Origin of the sequence: Okeania sp. SIO2F5 (genome assembly GCF_010692685.1) — a bacterium.
GTDB classification, from domain to species: Bacteria; Cyanobacteriota; Cyanobacteriia; order Cyanobacteriales; family Microcoleaceae; genus Okeania; species Okeania hirsuta.
This window is the reverse complement of the sequence record NZ_JAAHGU010000064.1, coordinates 12875-38620: the sequence shown is the minus strand read 5'-3', so window position 1 is coordinate 38620 and position 25746 is coordinate 12875. Positions and strand designations below refer to the sequence as shown.

Genomic DNA, 25746 nt, shown 5'->3' with positions numbered 1-25746 from the left:
TGCCGGACCTACTGGACCTGCCGGACCTGCGAGACCAGGAGCACCATCTAATCCTGGAGCACCAGGAGCGCCATCTAATCCTGGAGTTCCTGGTACACCTGCCGGACCTACTGGACCTGCCGGACCTACAGGACCTGCCGGACCTGCGAGACCAGGAGCACCATCTAGTCCTGGAGTTCCTGGTACACCTGCCGGACCTACTGGACCTGCCGGACCTACAGGACCTGCCGGACCGGCGAGACCAGGAGCACCATCTAGTCCTGGAGTTCCTGGTACACCTGCCGGACCTACTGGACCTGCTGGACCTGCGAGACCAGGAGCACCATCTAGTCCTGGAGTTCCTGGTACACCTGCCGGACCTACTGGACCTGCTGGACCTGCGAGACCAGGAGCGCCATCTAATCCTGGAGCGCCAGGAGCGCCATCTAATCCTGGAGTTCCTGGTACACCTGCCGGACCGACTGGACCTGCCGGACCTACAGGACCTGCCGGACCAGGAGCACCAGGTATTAGTGGAATAGGAACTTCTACAAACTGATTAGAAGGAATTGACGGCCCAGGGACTAACTCAACACCTGTTACAGTTACTGGTTGTCCAGGTACAAGGGTTTCAATTTCATTAGAAACTACTTGTTGTGCATCTGGAGCTTGAATTTGTTGTGCTGCGATAGAAGAATCATTTTTTTCTAATAGTGCTAATACTCTGTAAGTCTGAGCATCTTCACCTACTGCTTTGACTTCTAGGTATTTTTTGCCAGCTATTTCTATATCTGATATTTGTAATTCATTAGCTATCACCCCATCCAATAGGAATGGAATTTGTAACCCATCCAGATTATTATCTGCAAATGAAGTTACTACATCACTTTCACTATCTAAGTCTGGAATAAATAAATTTCTTAAATTTGATCCTGCTACAGTTTCAGGACTAGGCTGCATAAATGCAATTTCATTGTCAAATAATATCGGGATTCCATTGTTAGTTATGATCTCTACACTGACATCTTGTAGTGCTATTTCTCCTTCATTGCTCAAAGCATCTTCAGAGAAGAATAAGACTAAGTTTTCCTCAGCCGAATTACCAAGTGGAAGAGGAACCGAAAGTGTGCTCGGTTCCTGAAAAAAGTTAGGAGAACCGTCCATTGGCTATTTTTCTCAATAAATAAAATAATTTCTCCCAAATTATAAGTGAGAATTTCACTTTTGAAAATAATAATTATATATTTATAGCTATAGACATACTAGGTACATTTAAGTAATTCTAAATTTATTAACTGGCCAAATATTTATGCTATCCAAAGCTAAATTTTTCTTGAATTCAAAGACCTAAACAATTTATACTTAACTTTGATTGAAATAGATGCCATATTTAAAAACTTTCAAACTAAATTTCTCTAAAGCTATTAATCTTTGAGGGTTTTATAAATGCAAACACATCAGATACCATTCCAGCTTATAATTTTTTTAGTCTCAATAATTTACTGAATGCCTATATTAATTCCATGAGATACTGTGCACTTTAATATTATGTAAAAGAAACGATTCAAGAAACATTTCAATATCTAACTAAAAAAAATAAATAAATTTAAGGACGTTGATTTTTTTCTAAAGTTCCCTAATGACAAAATACATAACACAATACTTAAACTATTAAGATTTTCTTTTGAACTCTAATTCTGAATTTACACTCAATCAAAATGACTAACTCAACAGACATTCTTACCTTGGCACGTTGGTTAGCAGCCGACTTTAGTAACCAACAACAAGCCTTTGAAAACCCTCCCCTCTTTGCCCACATTCGCGTTTGTATGCGTCCACTGCCCTATGAACTCTTAAATGGACTCAGCCTCTATCTAGAGCAAGCTTACGACATTACCCTTAATCAACCCTACCGAGTCCGAATACTAAAATTAGTCCCTGCAGCAGACCATATCGATATTGAAAACTACGCCATAGATCAAGAAGAAGCATTTTACGGAGCTTCTCGCGATCCTCAACGCTTACAAGCATTCAAAACTGAACAAATACAGAAACTACCTGGTTGTAACTTTATTACAAAATGGACTGGTAATAGCTTTAAAGGTGAAGTAGAACCAGGAAAAGCTTGTACTGTAGTCCGCAAAGGCCAAACTACCTACTTAGATAGCCATTTTGAGATAGATGAACATAAATTTATTAGCCATGACCGAGGTCGCAACCCTGAAACTGATGAGCATATCTGGGGAGCAATTGCTGGGCCTTTTGAATTTATTCGTTGGACTAGCTTTGCCAACGAAGTTACTTTATAAATCTTCTTAAATATCAGAAAATTTGCTACTTCAACTTTTCTAAATAATTAGCAGTATTAACACAGATACTGGGAATCAAAGTTCATTAGGGTAATAAGACTTATTCATTAGAATTTTTAGCTATTCCGCCGAGAAGCCCCCCCGCTCTACCGATAGATGAGCGTCGTATGGGATAGGCGGGTCAATTCAGGGGTTCAATGCCCCGAAAATTGACAAATGGATTTGTAACTCAAATCTATAATCTTGCGCGACTATAGTTTATAGGAAATTCAATTCACTCTAATATGTTGCGAGTTGTCAAAGTCAGATTATATCCAAATACACAACAAAAGCAGTTGCTAGAGCAAAGCTTTGGTAATTGTCGTTGGCTGTGGAATTACTCTCTGAACTTGATGAACGAAACATATAAAAACACTGGTAAAGGATTATCAGGTTATGAGGTGAAAAAACTTATACCTTCTCTTAAGAAAGAACATGAATGGTTAAAGCTAACATATTCTTAGTGCTTACAACAAGTCTGTTTAAATCTGGGTGTTGCTTTTAACAACTTCTTTGAGAAACGAACTAAATACCCTAGGTTTAAATCAAAACATGGCAAGCAGTCTATTCAATATCCTCAGAATGTTACAATTATTAAACAGGGCTTAAAACTTCCAAAAATAGGAGAAGTTAAAGCTATTGTCCATAGACTTGTTGAGGGTAAAATCAAAATCGTTACTGTATCTAAAAATCAATTTCATCAATATTTTGCTTCTATATTGTTTGAGGATTCTCAAGAAAAACCAGCATAACGCACTGATGGTAAAGCAATAGGAATTGACGTTGGTTTAACCTATTTCTGTATTACCAGTGATGGTTCTAAGTTTGACAATCCTAAGTTTTTAACTAAATATGAAAACAATTTAAAATGGAAGCAACAGCAATTATGTAGAAAGAAAAAAGGTTCTAATAACTGCAACAAAGCCAAAAAGAAAGTTGCTAGAGTTCATCGTAAAATTGCTAACTGTCGTGAAGATTTTCTACACAAGCTATCGCGTAGGATAGTTGACGAAAACCAAGTCATAGTAACTGAAAATCTTAATGTCAAAGGAATGATGAAAAATCATTGTCTAGCCAAGGCAATAGGACAAGTTGGATGGGGAATGTTTATAACTATGCTGAAATATAAGGCAGAAAATGAAGGCAAGGTTTATCAAGAGGTTGATAGATTTTTCCCCAGTTCTAAAACTTGCCATATTTGCTTAAACCAAGTAGGAAGTTTACCTCTTGATGTCAGACAGTGGACTTGTGAAAATTGCCAAACAACCCATGACAGGGATATCAATGCTGCAATTAACCTCAGAGAGGAGGGACTACGAATTTTGACCTGTGGGACGCGGGACAAAGCCGATCGCCAGACTGTAAGTCGTAGTAATAGAGGACGTAAGAAATCTACTACTACGCTGGTCTCTGGGTAGGAAGCCCATGTTGTACGCTTGCGTCAGCGCCGGGACAGTTCACCCAGTTGGATTTGATTTAAACAAGAAATCCCATAAAGTTCCAATACCTGATACATTAAGCCAATATCAGTAAGCAAGATTCAAAGTAAGTTTATGAAAGTCCTGGTAATTGGTGGCGATGGCTACTGCGGTTGGGCAACCGCTCTTTATCTTTCCAATCAAGGTTATGAAGTAGGTATCCTAGACAGTATGGTTCGGCGACACTGGGATATGCAACTTCAAGTCGAAACCCTGACACCTATTGCCCCGATCCAACAGCGCATTCAACGTTGGAAAGAGTTGACTGGCAAAAAAATTGACTTATATGTAGGAGATATAACTGACTATAATTTCCTGAGTAACACACTACGTCAGTTTGAACCAGAATCTATAGTCCACTTTGGGGAACAGCGTTCTGCTCCATTTTCTATGATTGACCGCGAACACGCTGTTATGACTCAGGTGAATAATGTAGTGGGGACACTAAATATTCTTTATGCCATGAAAGAGGACTTCCCAGATTGTCACTTGGTGAAACTGGGAACTATGGGAGAATATGGTACACCTAATATAGATATTGAAGAGGGCTATATCACCATTGAACATAATGGGCGCAAAGATACTCTCCCTTATCCTAAACAACCAGGTTCTTTCTACCATCTAAGTAAAGTTCACGATAGTCACAACATTCACTTTGCCTGTAAAATATGGGGACTTCGTGCCACAGACCTCAATCAAGGAATCGTATACGGTGTTGCACTAACTGGCCTCCTAAGTGATGAAATAATCAAAGATGAACTCTTGATTAACCGTCTGGATTATGATGCAGTTTTTGGTACAGCTCTCAATAGATTTTGTATTCAAGCAGCTATTGGACACCCACTGACTGTGTATGGCAAGGGTGGACAAACTCGTGGATTGTTAGATATTAGAGATACAGTCCGTTGCATGGAAATAGCGATCGCTAATCCTGCAGAAGCAGGTAAATTTAGAGTCTTTAATCAATTTACTGAAATGTTCAGTGTTGGCGATTTGGCAATGATGGTCCAAAAAGCAGGTAAAGCTTTTAAAGATAAAGCAAGTAAAGATTTGAATTTAGCTCCAGATGATTTAGATAATTTGGATAATGTAGAAATTAATTACCTCGAAAATCCTAGAGTGGAATTAGAGCAACATTATTTCAATGCTAAAAACACAAATCTCTTAGATCTTGGCTTGCAACCTCATTATTTATCTGATTCTCTGTTAGATTCTCTGCTAAATTATGCTATTCAATACAAGCAACGTGTAGATAAAGATCATATTCTGCCCAAGGTATCTTGGAAACGATAAACTGTCTATAAAAATCATGGAGGTAATAGTAAAAACTATTACCTCTGTTTGGTTAAATAATTTTCAAAAAGAAGCGACCGCCAGTTATAAATTTAATGGTTTAGTTAGGGCTTGCTGATTAAATCTAAAAGCAAGACATAAAAAGACTAAAGAATTTTTGGAGTCGAATTGCAGTGCAAATTTTTCACCTCTTTATGCTCATGCATGGAGCGTATTTTAGGCGCATAGTTGGGCAGAAAAATCATTCTTACAAAACGCCCGCTCCTACCTCCTATAAATTCCAATTTCTCCTGTCTCCTGTCTCCTGTCTCCTGTCTCCTGTCTCCTACCCCTACCACTCATACTTTTTCAGCAAACCCTAGTTAATATGCAGCTAGCTACAGAAAACTATTTAACTCAAGTTAGTAATTGGCCTACTACTGGTAGGTATATTTTAGCACAATTTGATGAAAACTCTGTGGTTGTCTAATAAGCATATAGGCCATAAATCATTAATTTTGCAGCCTCAAAAGGTTATTTTGGTGGGGAGTTTAGCCTGAATAGAATGAGTTGGATTAAAACCAACTTTTTATGGATGATGTATCGTTCTGCATGGGGCAGCAAAACAGGACAAGAAATAATTGGCTTTAACTATCAAACGTACAGCATTTGATGGAATTTGAACAAAAGGAATACATTCAAAATTTATTCCCACTATCTATAAAATTCAAGAAGAATGGAAAGAACTTGTGGGGCGATCAAGTATTAGACTGCAATGGGGCCTCGATCATAATCCCATGGGTGAAACTCTACGAAAGTATAGCCGAGATTGGATTGTGAAGATAGAAAATATTACAGAATTTGTACAACACCAGTGTATCTATAGAAAATATAGTAAATGGACTTACTTAATCACACCGAAAGAAAATGTTTATCCAGTTAATAATTCTGAGATAATACATAAACTGGGATTATCGATGTCCTGACTAAATTCAACAGGTAATAACTAAACCTGTTACCATGCAAAAAAATCAATATTCTGACTAATATTTTTCCAGCTAATATACTTATGAGGATAGCCCTTTTTACCGAAACATTTTTACCAAAAATAGATGGTATAGTTACCCGTCTATGCCACACTGTTGAACATCTGCAACGTTCTGGGGACCAAGTGCTAATATTTTCCCCCGAGGGAGGACTCAAAGAATATCAAGGAGCAAAAATTTGTGGCATTGAGGGTTTTCCCTTACCCCTCTATCCAGAATTAAAATTAGCAATACCAACTCCTACTATTGGCAACCAGCTAGAGCTGTTTCAAGCAGATATAATTCATGTAGCTAATCCAGCAGTACTAGGTTTAGGTGGGTTGTACTATGCTAAAAAGCTGAATATACCACTCGTAGCATCTTATCATACCCACCTTCCTCAATACCTACATCATTATGGTTTAGGAATGTTCGAAGGGTTGCTTTGGGAATTACTCAAATCAGGCCATAATCAAGCAGACTTAAATCTTTGTACCTCTACAGCAATGGTAGAAGAATTAAGCAACCACGGCATTGAGCGAGTAGACCTTTGGCAGCGCGGAGTTGATACAGAATTATTTAAGCCCCACCATGCTAGTCAAGAAATGCGCCATCGCCTCAGTCAAGGAAATCCAGATAGTGCAATACTACTATACGTTGGCCGTTTAGGTGCAGAAAAAGAGATTGACCGTATTAAACCAATCCTGGAGGCCATCCCCAATGCTTGTCTAGCTCTTGTAGGAGATGGACCTAACCGAGAATCCCTAGAACAACATTTTGCAGACACTCCCACACACTTTGTGGGCTATCTCCGGGGTCAAGAGCTGGCCTCTGCCTATGCATCTGCTGATGCTTTCATCTTTCCCTCTCGCACTGAAACTTTAGGATTGGTACTTTTAGAGGCTATGGCCGCCGGCACTCCTGTAGTAGCAGCTAATTCTGGAGGTATTCCTGATATTGTTACAAATGGAATAAATGGCTATCTATTCGATCCTGTTGATGAAAAAGGAGCGATTAAAGCTACTCAAAGCCTCTTAGCTCATTCAGAGGAACGAGAAACTCTACGTCAAAATGCCAGATCTGAAGCAGAATCTTGGGGATGGTCAGCAGCAACTCAGCAGTTAAGAAACTATTATCAAAAAGTTATCTGTGCCTATTCTATACCATCAGCAGCATAACTAAAGCTATTTGCGATCGCTAACTTCATCTAAATCAAAGGGTGCTATGGATGGAAATTTTTGATGGTAGGAAAAAACTGGAATTTATAGCAGGTAACAGAAAATTTTTCTTGTGAAACCTCTAAAGGAAGTACATTAAATACAAAAAATTTGATGATTGCTAGATATGCTAAAGAGAGTCAACTTTCTGGCTATTAGGGTTGACAAAACAACTTTACATAATTTATAACCCCGATCACCCATATCTAAAATCTATGATTTTAGATATGGACTGCGGGATATTAAATTCAATCTTGTGTAATAATTAAGTAGACTAAAACTAGTCTTGACACTCTCGCGTTAAATCCCTCGATTATAATGGGAGATTCTTGTTTCACTAGCACAACGCTAGGGCTACATACATTCTTAACTAGGCAGCAAATCAAATAAACTGAGTTGCCAGACCGTCTCCACAAGGATTGTTGCTCTGTCTTTACACTGACGTTTCCTCCGGGTAGGCGGTGCGCTTTCCCCTGGCCTTGTGCCCTTTTTGCTATTGATATAACTATAACACCAAAAATGCGGGCGCGTATTGCTCAATTATTTTTCTGGTTGAAATTTAGGCGTTGGTAATTGGTAAGATGATTTTCTGGTAAGGGTAACACCCCTTGCCTACTTTGGTTAGGTATTCGGAGCTATCACAGAAGCATGACCCTTAAAGTTTCATCTCGCTTATTTACCAACGCCGAAATTTATCTCTAGGTTGTCTGCGTAGATTTCCCGCACAGTAGTTACGCCCCATGTCACCGTTAAATCTCGTGATTAAAACCGGAGTCCTCTTTCAAAATTTATGATAGGATTTAGCTAACCATATAATTGTCCTAACTTTTCTAGATTTATGCCCTACTATTGGAATAAATATACTTAGATATAGTCTAATTTAGTATAATAACATTTTTTTTGTAAGTAAAAAACTTTATCTACTTGGAAAAAATTAAACCCAGAGAAAATATAGACTTAAGTTGGAGTAATTTAACTTTAAGATCAAGCAGTTCAAATGACATTCTCTAACGCTGTTGGTAGTATTCTGGCAACATTGACTCAAGTTGATCGTATGGGTCTACTGGCAACTCGCGTGAAGGATTTGCCAGTAGGAGAGTTTGTTTGTCTGCTAGAGTTTATTACTGCTGAATTTCATCAATATCTACGAGCTATTGACTTAATTAACAATAAAGGTGTTGAAACTTTACTAGAACAACTATTAGATGCCTTTACTATCAAAATTGGTCAAATCCTGACAGCAGATCAAACAACGATTTTCTTAGTTAACCAAGAGAAAAAACAACTTTGGTACAAGACTGTTCTCGAAAGTAATGGTAGGTCCCAAGAGTACCACTTACCAATTCATGTTGGTATTTTAGGCCATGTAGCCACAACAGGAGAAGCACTCAATATTGCTGATGCCAAAACTCATCCACTCTTTAGCGAAGAAGTAGACCAACCTCCAGGCTATGATACTCGTACTATCCTCTGTATACCAGTTTTCAGTACTACCAACTCTAACAAACCAGTAGCAGTAGTACGACTACTTAATAAAGAAAATGATGTCCCTTTTGACGAAGAGGATGAGCAACTGTTCCGTTCTTTCGGTGATTCAATGGGAATTATTATAGAAAGTTGTCAATCATTTTATGTAGCAGCTAGGAATCAACGAGGGGTATCAGCATTGCTGAAAGCTACCACAACTTTAGGTCAAAGTCTAGACTTGGAAACAACTTTAAGAGCTGTAATGGATCAAGCTTGTAATTTGATGCAAGCAGATCGTAGCACATTGTTTCTACTTAGTAAAGAAACAAATGAACTTTGGACTAAGGTAGCGACAGCAGATGAAAAAAAAATGGTGGAAATTAGAATTCCTGCCAATCGAGGTATAGCTGGTTATGTTGCTTCTACTGGAGAAACTCTTAATATTCCTGATGCTTATATAGATCCTCGTTTTGACCCTAGTACAGATCAAAAAACAGGTTATCAAACAAGAAATATTCTCTGTATGCCTGTGTATAATGCTAAGGGCGAATTGATTGGAGTAACCCAGTTAATTAATAAAAATCAAGGTAGTTTTAATTCTTCAGATGAAAAATTTTTGTTAGCTTTTAATGCTCAAGCAGGTATTGCCCTTCAGAATTCTCAACTTTTTGAAAATGTTTTGGTAGAAAAGCAATATCAGAAAGATATTCTACAAAGTTTGTCTGATGTTGTAATTTCTACAAATATGCAAGGCAGAATTGTGACTATCAATGGAGCAGCTTTAGAAATGTTAGGTTGTCCTATTGACAAAGAGATAAAAGGTAAAACAAATAGACAACTTTGGGAGGAAAAACTGATTGGTAGATATGTATGGGAAGTTATACCAATTGAAAATTTACAGTTTCGTTTAGAAGATAGTTTACAGCATGGTACTAGACAATATGTTCCGGAGCAAAATTTACGAGTAGGTTCTTTTATAAAATTTGAAGGTGAAGAAGAAATAGCTTATATTTTAGCAGTTCCCGAACCAAAAAATCCTAATATTTTTCTTCCTTGGGGAGAACAAACACCGACAAATTTACAGGCAAATTTAGTTCAAAATAACCACATGGATTTTAGCAGATTAATAGATGTATCTGAACTAGATAGAGTCCTTGAACGTAGTTTGAATCTAACAGTTAATCCCCTCACTAATCCTGAAGGTGGTGTGCGTGGTGGATTGGTAGTTCTTGAAGATATTAGTCAAGAAAAACGCATGAAAAATACCATGTATCGCTACATGACTCCAGAGGTTGCAGAACAAGTAATGGCTTTAGCTGAAGATGCTTTACTTGAAGGAGAGCGCAAGGAAGTAACTATTTTATTTTCTGATATTCGAGGTTATACAACTCTTACAGAAAACCTAGAAGCTTCTGAAGTAGTTAAGCTTCTAAATCAATATTTTGAAACAATGGTAGAGGCAGTATTTGACCATGAAGGAACTTTAGATAAGTTTATTGGAGATGCTTTAATGGCTGTTTTTGGTGCACCATTACCTTTAGAAAATCATGCTTTAATGGCGGTTAAAACTGCTTTAGATATGCGTCATCGTCTCCGAAAATTTAATGAGTCTCGTCCCGATCAACCACAATTTAAAATTGGTATTGGTATTAGTTCAGGGGAGGTAGTATCTGGTAATATTGGTTCTAAAAAACGAATGGATTATACAGTAATTGGTGATGGTGTAAATTTGAGTTCCCGTTTAGAATCAATTACTAAACATTATGGCTGCGATATTATTTTAAGTGAGTTTACTTATGAACTTTGTCGCGATTATGTTAGGGTCAGAGAATTGGATAAGGTTAAAGTTAAAGGTAAGCAAAAATCTGTAAGTATATATGAATTGATTGGTGCAATTTCAGATAATATTGACCAGGAAACAGAACAGTTTTTAGAACTTTATTCTAGAGCTAGAAAAGCTTATATGGAAAGGAATTTTGCTTTGGCTGTTAGTTACTTTAAGAGAGCTAAAAAAATGAGACCTGATGATGAAGCTGTTGGTACACATATTCAACGATCGGTTAAGCATATAACAAATCCACCACCATATGATTGGGATGGAAGTTATACTATGATAACTAAATAGTTAAAGTTAGGAATATAGCAGAACAAAGAAGGAAGAATAAAGAAGGAAGAAGGAAAAACCTTGGGTTGTTTGAGTTTTTAAGCTTTTGATATTTCTGGGCAATTTGCTTAGACTGGATATAAGCAAGAATTCAATCCCAATTGAATACTTGACTAAATGCCAACTACTTAATAATTAATAATGTTTTAAATTTGTCGGTCTAAAAAATTTGGATGTATGATAAATTAAGCAATTATCTATATAAGTAGATAGATAAAATTATTTGTATACTTACTACTCAGATATATTTTCTGTTCAATTATTCTCTATACCCCCAAATACTTAATATGAAATTGACAATATTCGCAATCATAATGATTTTATCCCAACTTGGCTGGATAAATTCAGCAAAAGCAGCTAACCCAGCAGCTATTAGAAGACTATTAAAAACTAATGAATGTTCGGGATGTGACCTTAGTAAAGCAAACTTATATAATGCTAACTTGATTGGAGCTGACCTTGAAGGTGCAAATCTTGAAGGAGCAAATTTATCTGGAGCTAATCTTGCTGTTACTAATCTTATTGGTGCTAATCTTTCTAATGCCAATCTCTCTAGAGCAAAAATGAATGATGCAGATCTTCGAGGTGCAGATTTAACAGATACTTACCTAGCTCATGCTAATTTATCTAGAGCTTATCTGACAGAAGCAACTTTAGAAAATTCTAATCTATTTGAAGCTAATTTGATTGAATCTGTTGTTAGTGGGGCTAATTTTTCTAATGCAAATTTACGTCAGTCATATTGGTTTAGAGCTAATTTAGAAAATGCCAATATGAGTGAGTCCGACCTTTTTAATGCTGATATGCGTCAAGCAAATTTGAAAGATGTAAATTTTTCTAATGCTAACCTTGCTAAGGCAAAACTAATTGAAACAAATATAACTCTTGCTAATCTTAGTGGAGCTAATTTAGAAGGGGTTAATTTGCGTGGTACAAGCATAGGTCCAAGTGTATGTTTACTCACTAATTTTATTGCTTGTGCTCCTGAAAAAATAGTTCCTGAAGTACTTCCTGAAGTAGCTCCTAAAGTAGTTCCTGAAGTTCAAGAAGAAGGTAAAGAAAAGGTTTATAAATAAATATTTTGGAGTCAATTAAGTTATCAGTTAGCCTTCTCCAGAGGAGCTGCAGACTTCAGTTATCAGTATCGCCTGAAATAGGAAGGCAAGAAAATGCAGAATTTTCTTTTTTATCCCTTTAAAAGTGGAGGTTTGATAACTTATTTTTGTGGTCAAACTAATATACAGTTCTAAGTAGTTTGAGGATGGTCAGTATTGACAAGAGAAAATGAAAGAAAATGAATTTTTCTCACTGCTTACCATCAAGAGTGAATTATATATTTTTTGTTTCAGGTTTTCTTTACCAAATCTCAAGCATTTTTCCTACATCTTCTTAAGAGTAAAGAGTAGGAAGCAGGGAGCAGGGAAATTAGGAATAAGATATGTTAACTTAATTTCTATAATCTTTAAAAATATTACTGAACTTACTTATTATCTGAATAACTGAAGTGTTGAAGAAGTATAACATTATTTTTGGGAATTGGTATTAGAAGTCAGGAGCAGAGAAGAAGAAGGGAAAGTTTTTTGCTATTGGTGCATAGTAATGGTAAAAATTAGGGGGAACCATAATTTTTTCACGACTTCCTCTGAAAATACTGTTGAATATCTTGGAGAATAAATATTTAGGTATAGCAATGTGCGCTGGCATATTTACAAATTACAAGAGGTGTCCAATAGCTAAAAGTCTTATATTATAGGTTTTTTATTCCCCCTTCCGGAGTGTTGCCTGTTGCCTGTTGCCTGCGCACAGCGCTATAAATACCAAATTTTGTTCTTAAACATTACTATGCAGGACTACAAGTTTTTTTCATAGCAGTTGAAGAAAACAAACATGAAATATCAAAAGCTTAAAACTCAGACAACGCAAGATTTTTCCTTCTATCCTAGATAACTAAAGCCTTCTTCCTTCTACTATATTGCTAATTATCTGGACGCGATAGTAACAATCTATTATGGACGAACATTGGTTATGGTGTCTAAAAATTTCACCTAATAGAAATCAAAATGTTCGCCAAATAAAGTCTTGTTGTTCAACTTAAATAATTTGGATGATAAATTTTACCAAGGGAATGATCAGAATTAATTTCTATGATTAAATCTACTAATTCAGTATTTTTCACCAGTGGTGTAATAAATAATTCTGGATGTAATGCTTTCCAAAAATACTCGACAAATTTTTCTATTTGTTCGTCGCTCATTCCCGACTTTCCAGAAGCAATCATTTGTTGTTCTGCTTGTTGTCGCCATTGTTTAGAAAAGCGATAATCATTAGGGTATAAAACAATTAATTTATCTAACTTTTGCCAAAGAGGTAAATAGTCTATTAATTTTCTATTCATATCACGGGCAAATTTCCGGTCTGTTTCTGTAATAATAGGTGGTGGTGCAGCATTAAAAACTTTCTCAGCAATTGGTCTAACTCCAACAAACCAACCTTCAAATAAAACAATATCAACTTTACTTACCATCTCAGGTTCAATTCTATCTCCAGCACCATTAAAAAGAGATTTATTAAACCTGGGAATTGGAATTAAGTTATCGGAACTTTGATTGTTAGATTGACGTAATTTATCTAAAGTTTCTATTCCTAAACTAATATCGTGGGTTCCTGGAGGACCGCGCCAAATTAATCGGGAATCTTGTTTTTGTAATAGTTGACGTTCAGCGTAAGTTTTATAAATATCATCAATAGAAATAGATATTGTATTGTAGCCAAGTTTATCTAAAATCAAGATTAAAATTTTAGCCAGAGTAGTTTTACCTGTTCCTTGTCCGCCTAAAATACCTTGAACTAATGGATGGCTTAAATTTTGACGCTTACCTGCTAATTTTATCCCTAAAGGCAACCAAAATTTCCATAAATTTTCGAGAGTATTATTATCCTTCAAGGGTAATTTATGATAGTCAGTAATTACAGATTGAAATACAAGCGATCGCTCTCTAATTACTTCTCTCACATTTTCTAAATTAATGTTAAAAACCTGGGCACGTTTTCGGTCTATTAATTCCTGAGTTTCTAAGATTTCTAACTCTTTTTTTCCTAGAAACTTTCTTACCTTTAAAGTCTCTAAAATTTGTACTAGAGATAAATTGGAAAATTCCATAAAAATCAAATTAACTATTGAATAAGGTTGTAGGTTTTAGGTTAAAAAAGTTAACCACCTCACCTTAGGAGAATAGTGAAAATATTAATATAACTCTATAATATAAAATCCGGTTGAATACTTATCTTATGTTTGGGGGTGGGAAGTGTGGGGAGAAGGGGAGGTCGAGAGATTGAAGGCGAGAAAGTGTGGATAGAATTATAAAAATATACTGTATAACCGGATTCTATATAATTTAGGAAATGTAGATATTTGTTTAAAGAGAACATGAAACACAAATATATTAATCATTACTTTAAGCAGTAGTCAGCAAGTAAGCAGTGAGCATTTAACTTATATTTATACTGAAACCTATAGAAATGTCATTTCAAAAGTAATTTCAACCCAAGATGATAATTGAAAGATAGTTAACTGCTAAGTAGTCGGACAAAATTAAAGTTTAATACCTAAAACCTAAAACCTACGACCCAAAGCTGATAGTTGAAAGCTAGTTAACTGCTAAGTAGTCGGACAAAATTAAAGTTTAATACCTAAAACCTAAAACTTCAAACCTACGACCCCAAGCTGATAGTTGAAAGCTAATTAACTGCTAAGTAGTCGGACAAAATTAAAGTTTAATACCTAAAACCTAAAACTTCAAACCTAAAACTTCAAACCTACGACCCCAAGCTGATAGTTGAAAGCTAATTAACTGCTAAGTAGTCGGACAAAATTAAAGTTTAGTATCTCACACCTACCACCTTAACGTAGAGAAAATCTAAGAACCTAATTTGAAAGCTTCTAAAAATAGACCATAAGTAAAACCAATTTTAAAACCATTCAAAATATCTATTCCCAAAGAACGTGCTATTTTACCCTTAATACCATAAGTAAACCAGTTTAATAATTCAGTAATCAGCAAACATATTAAAGCATAAATAACATCTAGGTAACCTTCTTGCCCAGCGATCGTAGAAACCGCAGTCCCAGCAAAATTACCAAATAACAAACTAATAACTAATAGAGAAATTCGACGCCAAGGATTACTGAACCACTGCCTAAACCTTTCACTAATAACATTAAATAATCTATTGATACGGGTACTTTGCATAGATATTGAAGTTAAATATATATATTTTTTTGGACTTTTTAAGTAAATTTGAAAGTTAAAAATACTCTAGGTAGTCTAACATAGCAGAAGAGCAAGCTGTAATTTATCAGGTTAATTGAACAAAATCAGGATGCCTAGTTAAAGAATTAAAAGAAAGAATTAAATTCAAATGAAACTCCAAGCTTATAGACAAACTATTATTACTTTAATATTTTTTTTGTTAGGATTAATTATTGGCAGATTTCAGTTAAAAATATTTTGGGAAACAAATGATTCTGAGACATTTTCTGAATCTCTGTTATTAAACATTCCTACTCAGAAACCTCTACCAATATCTCCAACAAAACAGATTCAAGAATGTAGTCTGCTCATAACTACTTCTCAATCATCAATCATTCGTGGGTCAAAACTGATAAAGGAGCTTTTCGAGTTAGCAACTGTACAGATCGTCCAGTTCGTCTAGCACTACTAGCTAAATCCTCAGACCAATCTTACCAAAAATCTGCTCACTGGGATTTTGCCCCAGGGGAAGGTAGTAATAGAGGATTAATACTTTCTTTGCCAGAAGAAAAATTAACCTTGAAACCAGGAGATATCCTAGTTATCTTTGCCCAAGATGGCTCTCGTTTATACTGGAGACCTTATGTTGCAGGAGAAACAAAATTTCCTACTTGGAATAGAGAAACATTAGAATGGCTGTTAATTTTAAAGCCTTGAAAAATATTGTTAATGGTCTCTCTTTCAATAGAGGGAATAGGGAATAGGGAATTGTTGATTTCATATCTGGAATTAATTTAAGTAAAACTTTTGCAAGAGGTCTAATACCAAATTGATAAATGTTTGCTACAAATAACTTCCTAGGTATTAGGTAGTAGGTGGTAGGTGGTAGGTTTTAGGTGTTAGAGCTGATTTGTAAACTTAGCTGAAAGTCTTATATTACAGAGCTTTTAGTAATTTAGGACTTAGTGGACAATAACTAGCTAAACCAAAGTTTAGTAAGGAATTCAGCTTCTTAATATTTATTTGATAAATCAGCTCTTAGTTGATAAATCAGTTCTTAGTTAAATTATTAATTGTTAGTTATTGTTAATTATTTACTAGCCAGTTTATTTGTAACATTCTTTTTTCAATTTTGTCAATTTCTAGCTAAATTAGGGTTGAAAATTTTAGGACGAACAAAGGATAAATAAATCTGAATGAAACTAATACAAAAATTAGAAATTATCAATTGGTTTAAAACTCAACCAAAAAATCATCTTTTAACATTAGGACTTTCTGTTTTATGGATTTGTTTACTTGCTTGGTTAGCCTTTTTTTGTAATTTGGGAAATATTGGTCTAGTTGATGAAACAGAACCACTTTTTGCTGAAGCTGCTCGTCAAATGGTAGAAACTGGAGATTGGATTACACCTTATTTTAATGGAGAAACTCGCTTTGATAAACCACCTTTAATTTATTGGTTAATGGCGATCGCTTATCATATTTTTGGTATTAATGAATGGTCTGTGCGTCTCCCTTCAGCAATATCTGCTACTTGTTTAGTATGTTTTGGATTTTACGTCCTCTACAAATATGGTAATTATCATTTGAGTAATCAGGAATTTACCCCTAAGAATAAGTCTTTAATAGTAAAATTATTAATAGCATGGATTGGTGCTGCTATGATTGCCTTAAATCCAGAAACTATTGCTTGGGGGCGTATTGGAGTTTCTGATATGTTATTAACAGGCTGTATGTGTTCGGCTTTATTCGCTTTTTTTATAGGATATGCTTCACAAGCAGATAATCATCAAATTTCTCAAGTAAATCATCCTCAAAAGCAAAAAAATCAACAGCCAAAAAACAGCAAAATACTCAGCAAAAAATTTTCATCACGACAAAATAAAAATCAATTATCAATAGCTACAAAACCTCATAAAATTAACAGATGGTATTTAGCTTTTTATATCTTAATCTCTTTAGCAGTTCTCGCCAAAGGTCCTATTGGAATTGTTTTACCAGCACTAATTATTGGTTCATTTTTATTATATGTAGGTAAATTTGTTCAAATCTGGGAAGAAATCAATATTTTTCGTGGTAGCTTAATTTTTTTTACTATTACTTTGCCTTGGTATTCTTTAGTCACCTTAGTTAATGGTAAAGAATATATTGATAGTTTTTTTGGTTATCACAATTTTGAACGTTTTACCAAAGTTGTTAATCATCATGGAGCGCCTTGGTATTTTTACTTTTTAGTCGTACTAATTGGTTTTGCACCTTGGTCTATTTATTTACCAATAGCGATCGCTAAAACTAAATTTTGGCAACGTCGTTATTGGTGCAATAAACCTCGAAATGAACAGTTAAGTCTATTTGCTTTTTTCTGGTTTATTTGTATCTTCATTTTCTTCTCAGTCTCTGCCACCAAATTACCCAGTTATGTCTTACCATTAATGCCAGCAGCAGCAATATTAATAGGATTATTGTGGAGTGATATTATTATTAATAGAGATTTAGTTCCTAGTCATACTAATAAAATTGCCAATGATTCCACATCAACTTTTAATACAAGCAATAATTCTGTTCAACCTGTTGCCAAGTTTAAGAGAAATAATTCTAAATTAATAAGTCACTTTTTATCTGCCTCAATAGTTGCCAATATAATTTTTTTGGTCATTTTAGCCATAGGAATTATCTTCAGTTTTAACTGGCTAGATAGAGACCCAGCTATGCCATATTTCCCAGAGTTAATAAGAGAGTCAGGTTTATTAACTCGTGGAGGATTAATTTTAATAACTGCAGCAGTAGTTGTGGGATTTCTTTTAGTTAAAAAACAAACTTCTTGGATTTGGAGTACTAACTTTATTGCATTAATAGCTTGTTTAATTTTTACAATTAATCCGATGATGTTGTTAGTAGACCAAGAACGTCAATTACCTTTACGTCAATTAGCTCAAACTATTGTTGAAGTTAGACAACCTGGTGAAGAAATAGTGATGATTAGCTTTGAAAAACCTAGTTTAGTTTTTTATACTCAGCAACAAGTAGAATTTTTTCGACGCGCTACAAATGCCAGAGAATATTTAGAGAAAGTTGTTCAGAAAGACTCTTCTGGTAATGTTGTAATGATTGGTTATCCAAAAAAGTTTATTCATGTAGGATTAGAACCAGGACAATATCAATATTTAGACAGTCGTGGTGCTTATCAATTAGGCAAAGTTCCTAAAAATATGTTCTTAAAAAAGCAGTAATAGGTAATAGTTCAACAATTAATCATTAACAATTAACATAGCAATTATCAAGAAACGTGAGGTACAAAATTCGTTTATTTTAGTAGGGGCAAACGGCCGTTCGCCCCTACTTATTTATAAGTATTCAACCAGACATAATATTGCTGCAAGCTCTTCAGAATATTTATTCTCTCCAAATGCCTGCTTTTGAATATTGAAATTTAAGAGAAAATCCCAATCTTGACGCGCCCTGGGAGACCACAGCCAATTTTTTTGCAATTCTTGGATATGAAAATCTTTACCACTTTCTCCCATAACTTTATTCACATAAAATAAAGCTTGCTTGGGAGTTTTTTGTAAATTTTGAGCAGATTTAAACTGTATTAATCCCAGACCAGCATAAGCATTCAAAATTTCTCTATTATTGACAGATAAATTTATCAGATCATTATCAGAAACAGGAGTAATTTTTCCTGAAAAATGCAATACTTTTAACCAAGCTCCATAAGCTTTTTCAATATCTCCTTTAGTGTAATAAGCAAAGCCTAAAGCATTTTGATATTGAATAGTTTTTGGACTTTTAGCAGCAGCTTTTTCCCAATAACTTATAGCTTCATCTATCAGATTATTTTGATTATTATCTTGGAAAATTTCCCAAGCTAATCTACCTTTAAGAAAATTGATTTCTGGATGGTCTTTGAGTTGTTCAGGTACGGCAGCGATCGCTTCTGCTGCTTTTTCTAATTTTCCTGTTTCTAGTAATATTTCTACAGCCATTTTTCCCGCCTGAATATCATTTTGATTAAACTGTCTAATTGCTAAATTTTCTTCCAGGATATTATTAACTCTTTCATCAACAAGTCGAATCCTTCGATAGTCATAGTTCATACCTGGGTAAGCTGCTTTAGGTAATAATTGAGCATTTATTTGTGACAGTCTATTGAAAGTAATGGTATTGGTACCAAAAGCTAACGTTACTAATGATATTGCAGATACTAATCCTTTTTTCCAGGAAAACTTCTTAGACTTTTTCTGAGTATTTGATGTGGTTAATACTGACTGAGTTTGTGTTACTATCTCTTCTTGTTTTTCATTGCTTTGATTCCTGAGTTGTTCTATTATTTCTCTTTCTTGCAATAACTCTTGGAGAGTATTTACTTGAGCTTGATTATTGGTAGTCTGCCAATTAAAATTATCTATTTGAGGTTCACTAGGAAATTCCTCCATATTCTCTAGATCGATATTTGGTTCTACACAAATTGAATCTTTTGGCAGTTTAGATGATGCATTTTTTTCCTCAATAAATGCCTCTTCTATTTCATTTTGATAATCGCTTGTCGTTGCATACTTTGGTATCAAAATAGAATCAGACATTTCAATTGGATCAGCTACAACACAAGGAGTTTGTCGTCCTTTATTTTTTGTTAATTGTTTCACCCTTTCTTGCAGAGATTTATTTAACTTTTCAACAGTTTCTCCTTCCTCTGTACTCAATAGTTCTAACAACGCATAAGTAAAAGCTCCATGTTGCAGTTCAGGTAGTTCCCAAGAATATTCACCACGACTACAAGAGTAGATAATAATCATTCCTGCTTGAAGAGCTTTTTGTTTAGTTTGCTCCCTCACACCTTTGATACTTTTAATACCCTGGTCTTGGTCTCTGCACATATCTAGAAACAACACAATATTCCCCGCTCCACATTTTTTAAGTTGCTGAATGACATAGTTAACTGAAATAGCACTTTTTTGAATATCTTCATGGGTATCAGAAAGCATGAGGTAGTCAAGACCATTATGTATGGAACCATGGCCACTGAAAAAAAACCAAAAGTAATCCTCAGACCCCATTGATAATTTTCCAATCTTTTTCAATCGTCTTTTTAAATTAGAATGTCCTGGAGAATAACTATTAGAAGAATCATCTGAGTAGTGCAAAACTTCAAAAGCTTCTTCTTCAAGTAAATCTCGTATTTTTTCAGCATCATTTGCAGCATACTTGAGAGGAAGATCGATGGAGTTATATTTCTGAACTCCAATAGTCATTGCAAACTTCTTAGCCATTTTGTTGATGTCCCTTGAATTTAAGTTTTATAGCACCCTTTCCAACAGCTTTTTCCGAATAATTAATAATTAAATAATTCGGGTTTAAAGCCTCCCCTTTCAAAGGGAAAAAAAGAATTTTTTTCCTTAAAAGTCAATCCTCTCCCTTTGAGGGAGAGGTAATTATTAATTCTTAATTGTTAATTGTTAATTGCTGAAACCACTTCCACGAAAACTCACTTTTCCTTCTCCATCAACTTCAACAGAAAGTTCTATCTCATCTAGTTGAATTTTAGTTTTGTAGCTGTCGTTTGAATTTAAGTTTTATAGCACCTTTTCCACCAGCTTTTCCTCCACTTCCGAAAAGACTAACTTTTCCTTCTCCATTAACTTCAACAGAAAGTTCTATTTCATCTAGTTGAATTTCAGTCTGAGTTTGTTTTTCTGCTCTACTCAACAAACGCTCAAAAACATCTATCAAATGACCCATTTCTGTTTCTAAAGTATCCACTGCAACTTCATACTCTCCAATCTTTTTATCTGAAGATTTAGAAGACCTTTCTGTAGAAAATCTAGGCATGGGTGGACTAAACACATCAATACTTTTTGCACCTTCTTTATTATCAGTTGTAGCGGTGTTAATACTGCCATAAGTTATGACTCTAATGGTGTCTGACATAAGAATAATTGCTCCTTAATTATTTATTGACTAAATATTCAATCAAAAGACAAATATCTTTCCATTTCAGAAAATATCTGAGTAAATGTCACCTCATCATTGATACCTAGACAATCTCTGTTCTTAATCCTGAAATAATTTTCAGGAAGTTTTGCGTTTAGTAATAGAATTGAATTGAATTGAACATCAAACTAGATAAGAGAAATGTTTACCCTGAATGCTGAGAATTGAATCTGATTATCAGAAAGGCCAGAAAATGTATCAACCTCAAATTACATTAACTTCTTGCTAATTCTTAATGCTGAGAGAATTTTTAGGAAGTTTCGCCTTGAGTAATAGAATTGAATTGAATGTCAAACTAGAGAAGAAAAATATTTACCCCGAATGCTGAGTATTGAATTTAGTTATCCCAGAAGTCAGAAAATGTATAAACCTCAATCATGCTTGCTTAACTTCTTGCTAATTCTTAATTCTGAGATAATTTTCAGGAAATTTTGCGTTGAGTAATAGAATTGAATTGAGCATCAAACTAGATAAGAGAAATATTTACCCCGAATGCTGAGTATTGAATCTGATTATCAGAGAAGTCAGAAAATGTATAAATCCCAATCATGCTTACTTAACTTCTTGCTGATTCTTAATTCTGAGATAATTTTAATGCTGACTTAACTTCTTGCTAATTCTTAATTCTGAGATAATTTTCAGGAAATTTTGTCTTGAGTAATTGAATTGAATTGAATGTCAAACTTAGAGAATAAAAAGAAATACTTATCCAGAGTGCTGAGAATTGAATCTGATTATCAGAGAGGCCAGAAAATGTATAAACCTCAATCATGCTGACTTAACTTCTTGCTGATTCTTAATTCTGAGATAATTTTCAGGAAATTTCGCCTTGAGTAATAGAATTAAATTGAGTGTCAAACTAGAGAATAAAAATATTTACCCCGAATGCTGAGTATTGAATTTGATGATAAGAGAAACCAGAAAATATATAAATCCCAATGATGCTTACTTAACTTATTCCCTCTTCCTTCTTCCCTCTTCCTCTTTCCTTCTTCCTTCTTCCTTCTTTCTTCTTCCTTCTTCCTTCTTCCTTAGTCAATATTACTCATTACATAATGCTTAATTTCCTCTAATAAATCCGCTATAGATAAATCAGAAGGTAAAATCTTTGTAGCTATCTTGCTCAAGACTAAATTTAGATTTTTTCGTGTCAGGTTTTCTGGTAATTGATAATGAGAATTTTCTAAGACCAAAATCGGAGGTTTTGCGACAATTTGCTCTAAATTAGATAATGCTTGGTCTAATCCTAATGGCAATTTATTCTGCAAACAAATTAGTAGTAAATCTACACTTTGATTTTGTAACTGTTGCCAAACCTCAATCCAAGATTTACCAATTAAACTTTTAAACCCAGAAGTTTCAAGATACTGAATTAATACCCGTGTACTATCAATTGGTAACTTAGTTTTTTCATAATCTTTCCCACTTTCCTTAGTAACTTCATCCCATTTTTGATTACCAACTTCTACATGAGGTATGAATGCTGAAAAATTTGGTGAATTTAAATTATCATCTTCCAAATTTTGCTTCTTTTTTTCCTGACTCAAGTCCGACAAACTAACTGTAGCATTTTGAGACAAAATATCTTTTAAAGGTGCTGTTAAATCTTTAATATTTGCCACATCCATAACTAATATAGTTGGCTTCCAACTCATACCCGCAGCAATAGAAATTACCTGACACAACGCAGAGGTTAAATATTCATAATCAAGTGTTGTTTGTGTTAAATTATTGTCATTTTTTTCAAAAGCTAAACAAGGAAAAACAGACAATTCTTTCACTTGATTAGCCACTTGAGTAGTTTCAGAATCTAGAGTTACTAAAGGAATAGCTGTTAAAGTAGAATATTGACTGAGTTTATTAATAAATTTAACTGGACTTACTGAATTACTAACTTTTTCGATAAGAATGACATTAGGCTGCCAAATCTTAGCAAGTAAATTTGCTTGAGCTAAATCATCTGCTTCTATTACTGTGTATTCTCCAGGCAGAGAAAGGAACTTATCTTCATAAATATGATTTTCTTCTGTAGACTGCTGAAACTCATATTTACCTGGAACTAAGTGCATAATTACTAACTTTTGATAATGATTTTGTGCTTTTGAATCAGGAAATTCTGCCAGTACTTCTTCTAATTCTAATTGTTCCACAGGTAAACTTAAAAACTTATTTGCACCATTATTTATCGCTCGTTCTTTATCCCCTCTAGTTGCAGTTATTACTACAGGAATCTGACAAGTATCAACATCCGTTTTCAGCAGAGTTAATACATCCCAACCCGATAAAAGAGGCAGTAATGGATTAAGAAATATAAATTTTGGTTGTAATTTTCGCGCCTTTTCTACCGCTTCTGTGCCAGAACGTGCAATAACAACTCGATAACCTAAACCTGTTAATTTACTCGTTAAATCTTCAATAAATCTTGGCGCTGCTTCAACAATCAAAACTAAACGAGATGAATAATTAATAACAGGTACTTGGTAATTGTTAACAGGTAATTTACTATATTTTTTTGTACCAACTTCACTTTTTCGAGTAGGAATTAATCCTTGTTCTTTAAGATAATCATTTGTTTCCCATCCTTCACTTCCTAAATCTTTTGGAGGCGGACTTGGCGGAAAAATTAACGTAAACTCACTTCCTTTACCTTCCTGAGAAATAAACGTAACATCCCCACCATGTAAACGAGCTAAACGTTGAGTTAATACTAAACCTAAACCAGTTCCTTCAAACTGACGAGTCAGAGGATTTTCTAATTGTTGAAACTTCTGAAAAATCAAATGTTGCTTGTCTGCTGGAATACCAATGCCACAGTCCCAAACTGTAAAAGTTATCCACTTTTCCCATTTAGCTACTTTCAATCCCATCTTGCCATCTGCTGAAGTAAACTTCAAAGCATTAGATAACAAATTTACCAACATCTGACGCAAACGTAATTCATCTGCAATAAAAGTATTTAAACCAGATTCTATTTCCAATGTATACTTTGCTTTTAAAAAATCAGGTAGTGAGGAAGAATATGAATCTTGAGGATTTTTATTCTGAAGTTGTAAAGCTTCTTGAAAAGCATGATCGCAAACTTTCTGAATCTCCACAGGTTGAGAGTTCAACTCCATCTGGCCTGTTTCCATGTGAGTCAAATCTAGAATATCATTAACTACAGCCATTAAATGACGACCACTTTGATGAATTAGTTGAGCATAACGAGCTTGACGTTCATTAAGAGTCCCCAGAGCTTGCTCCTTCAACAAACTAGATAAACCCAATACAGCGGTTAACGGCGTTTTCAACTCATGGCTAATACAAGCCAAAAATTCGTCCTTAAGTCGATTAAGCTGAATCAAATCAGCATTTTTAGCTTCCAACTCCTTCGCTATCAAGCGTTGCTCCGTGACATCCTGAGCTAAAATTAGTGTCAAGTCAAATAGTGGTTGACTAGTAAACTTCCATACTCGTTCCTGGCCATTTTCTTGCGGACAGGTACAAAGGTAGGTATTTGGTTGAGTGTAATAACAAAAGCTAGAAGCAGAATTTAACTCTGGTAATTTTGCTCGTTCTTGTAAAAGGGTTGTAGGAGAAAATCTCCAATTAGTTGTAGCTGGACATGATAATGTAATCATATCTTTCACTACTGTTAGAGAATCTGGTATTTCTACTCTTGTGGGCTGTTGTTTGATATTTTTGGTAGATAAACTTACTACGGCATCCGCAATTTCCATCAAATCAGATTCTTTTGTTATCTGAGAACGCCATGCCAGATTTTGCTTAATAATTTCGCCGTCATTGCTCTGTAACATTAGAGGTAGAGGCAGTTTTTCTAAAAGTTCTATTAGTGAATAGAGGTAGGAAGAAGTCTCTGCTGTTGCCTGGGGTTGCAAATTTTTCTTGGCAGTAGGTGTAGGTAAAAACTTCCCAGATGTTTTTATAAAATTTTCTGGAGCAGAGATACAATTTTTGCTACTCAATTTTGCCTCTAGAGCTTGATTTGTAGCAATAAATTCTAGTAGATGCAAGGTATTTAGCAACCCTAAAAATTTACCTTCCTTGTCTACCACTGCAATAGGTGTACTAGGAGATGCAAGGTCTAAAGTATCAGATTCTTGATTAATTTGCCCTTCTGATTGTGCCTGGAGATATGGCCATAGCTTAGTAATAGGTAAATCTGCTGATAAAACTCTCAGACTATTGAGTGTGAAAGAACTTACTTCAGATAGAGGTTGTTGCCAATTCAAAATTAGAGCATGATTTTGAGAAGGTTGAGTTTCAGACTTTAAATCTATATCGGGAATTAAATTATGTAAGTAAATTAGTCCTAGTGGTTGGTGCTGATGATTTACTACTACTAACTCATTGTATTTTTCTTTACAGAGAATTGACCATACTACCTGCAAATTTTCTGTGTGTAAGCAGATTGGTATAAAAGATATAAATTTTTTTAAAGTAGTGTAGGCCATTGACATGACAGTTAGAGCATATAATATGCTGAGAGTAAGTTCATTAGCGATGAGCTTATTTTGACTAACCTAACTATAATTTAGGCCATTATTACTAAACT

General features: G+C 34.8%; 15 protein-coding genes and 2 pseudogenes. 11 read left to right on the top strand and 6 right to left on the bottom strand.

The annotated features are described in order from the left end of the window. Window positions 1–1143 (bottom strand): annotated as a pseudogene (locus tag F6K27_RS19320) (hypothetical protein); the annotation flags it as partial. A gap of 554 nt (window positions 1144–1697) precedes the next feature. Between F6K27_RS19320 and F6K27_RS19315 the strand changes: the two are divergent. From F6K27_RS19315 to F6K27_RS19280, 8 genes and pseudogenes are all read left to right on the top strand, one after another. Continuing rightward, entirely contained in the window at window positions 1698–2288 is a 591-nt protein-coding gene (locus F6K27_RS19315; protein ID WP_124147038.1) for a chromophore lyase CpcT/CpeT, read from the top strand. A 284-nt stretch (window positions 2289–2572) separates the two neighbouring features. Next, window positions 2573–3745: pseudogene (locus F6K27_RS19310) on the top strand (RNA-guided endonuclease InsQ/TnpB family protein). Between the two features lie 135 nt (window positions 3746–3880). Then, complete coding sequence (locus tag F6K27_RS19305) at window positions 3881–5098, top strand: NAD-dependent epimerase/dehydratase family protein (RefSeq protein ID WP_287277996.1); 1218 nt, start codon at window positions 3881–3883, stop codon at window positions 5096–5098. Between the two features lie 544 nt (window positions 5099–5642). Then, window positions 5643–5750: a DUF4291 family protein gene (locus F6K27_RS19300; RefSeq protein ID WP_287277994.1), complete on the top strand. Its 108-nt coding sequence runs from the start codon at window positions 5643–5645 to the stop codon at window positions 5748–5750. 76 nt (window positions 5751–5826) lie between these two features. Continuing rightward, entirely contained in the window at window positions 5827–6063 is a 237-nt protein-coding gene (locus tag F6K27_RS19295; RefSeq protein WP_287277992.1) for a hypothetical protein, read from the top strand. Between the two features lie 83 nt (window positions 6064–6146). Beyond that, a complete protein-coding gene (locus F6K27_RS19290; protein ID WP_287277990.1) occupies window positions 6147–7280 on the top strand; it encodes a glycosyltransferase family 1 protein in 1134 nt (377 codons plus the stop codon). A gap of 1036 nt (window positions 7281–8316) precedes the next feature. Beyond that, window positions 8317–10911, top strand: coding sequence for an adenylate/guanylate cyclase domain-containing protein (locus tag F6K27_RS19285; protein ID WP_287277988.1), 2595 nt, complete (start codon window positions 8317–8319; stop codon window positions 10909–10911). Window positions 10912–11264: 353 nt separating this feature from the next. After that, window positions 11265–12026 (top strand): pentapeptide repeat-containing protein, encoded by a 762-nt coding sequence (locus tag F6K27_RS19280; RefSeq protein WP_240038804.1) that lies wholly within the window; start codon window positions 11265–11267, stop codon window positions 12024–12026. 1010 nt (window positions 12027–13036) lie between these two features. Here the strand turns inward: F6K27_RS19280 and F6K27_RS19275 are convergent. Together F6K27_RS19275 and F6K27_RS19270 are read right to left on the bottom strand one after the other, a co-directional pair. Further along, window positions 13037–14110 carry a glycerate kinase gene (locus tag F6K27_RS19275; RefSeq protein WP_287277986.1) on the bottom strand — a complete coding sequence of 358 codons (1074 nt, stop codon included), beginning with the start codon at window positions 14108–14110 and terminating at the stop codon, window positions 13037–13039. A 757-nt stretch (window positions 14111–14867) separates the two neighbouring features. Beyond that, complete coding sequence (locus tag F6K27_RS19270; RefSeq protein WP_287277985.1) at window positions 14868–15200, bottom strand: DUF565 domain-containing protein; 333 nt, start codon at window positions 15198–15200, stop codon at window positions 14868–14870. A 169-nt stretch (window positions 15201–15369) separates the two neighbouring features. On the opposite strand from F6K27_RS19270, the gene F6K27_RS19265 reads away from it, so the two are divergent. The 3 genes from F6K27_RS19265 (at window position 15370) to F6K27_RS19255 (ending at window position 18430) form a co-directional block, all read left to right on the top strand. After that, a complete protein-coding gene (locus tag F6K27_RS19265) occupies window positions 15370–15663 on the top strand; it encodes a hypothetical protein (RefSeq protein ID WP_124142872.1) in 294 nt (97 codons plus the stop codon). 95 nt (window positions 15664–15758) lie between these two features. Continuing rightward, entirely contained in the window at window positions 15759–15917 is a 159-nt protein-coding gene (locus F6K27_RS19260; RefSeq protein WP_161564298.1) for a hypothetical protein, read from the top strand. A 479-nt stretch (window positions 15918–16396) separates the two neighbouring features. Continuing rightward, the gene (locus F6K27_RS19255; RefSeq protein WP_287277983.1) at window positions 16397–18430 is read left to right on the top strand and encodes a glycosyltransferase family 39 protein; all 2034 of its coding nucleotides are present in this window, start codon (window positions 16397–16399) and stop codon (window positions 18428–18430) included. A gap of 114 nt (window positions 18431–18544) precedes the next feature. Here the strand turns inward: F6K27_RS19255 and F6K27_RS19250 are convergent, their stop codons facing one another. The 3 genes from F6K27_RS19250 to F6K27_RS19240 all read right to left on the bottom strand — a co-directional run bounded on the left by F6K27_RS19250 (window position 18545) and on the right by F6K27_RS19240 (window position 25651). Continuing rightward, complete coding sequence (locus tag F6K27_RS19250) at window positions 18545–20470, bottom strand: caspase family protein (RefSeq protein WP_287277981.1); 1926 nt, start codon at window positions 20468–20470, stop codon at window positions 18545–18547. A gap of 271 nt (window positions 20471–20741) precedes the next feature. Then, entirely contained in the window at window positions 20742–21128 is a 387-nt protein-coding gene (locus F6K27_RS19245) for a hypothetical protein (protein WP_287277980.1), read from the bottom strand. Between the two features lie 1094 nt (window positions 21129–22222). Beyond that, window positions 22223–25651 (bottom strand): hybrid sensor histidine kinase/response regulator, encoded by a 3429-nt coding sequence (locus F6K27_RS19240; protein WP_287277978.1) that lies wholly within the window; start codon window positions 25649–25651, stop codon window positions 22223–22225. Window positions 25652–25746: the final 95 nt, after the last annotated feature.

Excerpts from the sequence above, each read along its gene's own strand:
- F6K27_RS19315 (WP_124147038.1), top strand. The coding sequence starts at position 1,698 with ATGACTAACTCAACAGACATTCTTACCTTGGCACGTTGGTTAGCAGCC.
- F6K27_RS19305 (WP_287277996.1), top strand. The coding sequence starts at position 3,881 with ATGAAAGTCCTGGTAATTGGTGGCGATGGCTACTGCGGTTGGGCAACC.
- F6K27_RS19300 (WP_287277994.1), top strand. The coding sequence starts at position 5,643 with ATGAGTTGGATTAAAACCAACTTTTTATGGATGATGTATCGTTCTGCA.
- F6K27_RS19290 (WP_287277990.1), top strand. The coding sequence starts at position 6,147 with ATGAGGATAGCCCTTTTTACCGAAACATTTTTACCAAAAATAGATGGT.
- F6K27_RS19285 (WP_287277988.1), top strand. The coding sequence starts at position 8,317 with ATGACATTCTCTAACGCTGTTGGTAGTATTCTGGCAACATTGACTCAA.
- F6K27_RS19280 (WP_240038804.1), top strand. The coding sequence starts at position 11,265 with ATGATTTTATCCCAACTTGGCTGGATAAATTCAGCAAAAGCAGCTAAC.
- F6K27_RS19275 (WP_287277986.1), bottom strand. The coding sequence starts at position 14,110 with ATGGAATTTTCCAATTTATCTCTAGTACAAATTTTAGAGACTTTAAAG.
- F6K27_RS19270 (WP_287277985.1), bottom strand. The coding sequence starts at position 15,200 with ATGCAAAGTACCCGTATCAATAGATTATTTAATGTTATTAGTGAAAGG.
- F6K27_RS19265 (WP_124142872.1), top strand. The coding sequence starts at position 15,370 with ATGAAACTCCAAGCTTATAGACAAACTATTATTACTTTAATATTTTTT.
- F6K27_RS19255 (WP_287277983.1), top strand. The coding sequence starts at position 16,397 with ATGAAACTAATACAAAAATTAGAAATTATCAATTGGTTTAAAACTCAA.
- F6K27_RS19250 (WP_287277981.1), bottom strand. The coding sequence starts at position 20,470 with ATGGCTAAGAAGTTTGCAATGACTATTGGAGTTCAGAAATATAACTCC.
- F6K27_RS19245 (WP_287277980.1), bottom strand. The coding sequence starts at position 21,128 with ATGTCAGACACCATTAGAGTCATAACTTATGGCAGTATTAACACCGCT.
- F6K27_RS19240 (WP_287277978.1), bottom strand. The coding sequence starts at position 25,651 with ATGTCAATGGCCTACACTACTTTAAAAAAATTTATATCTTTTATACCA.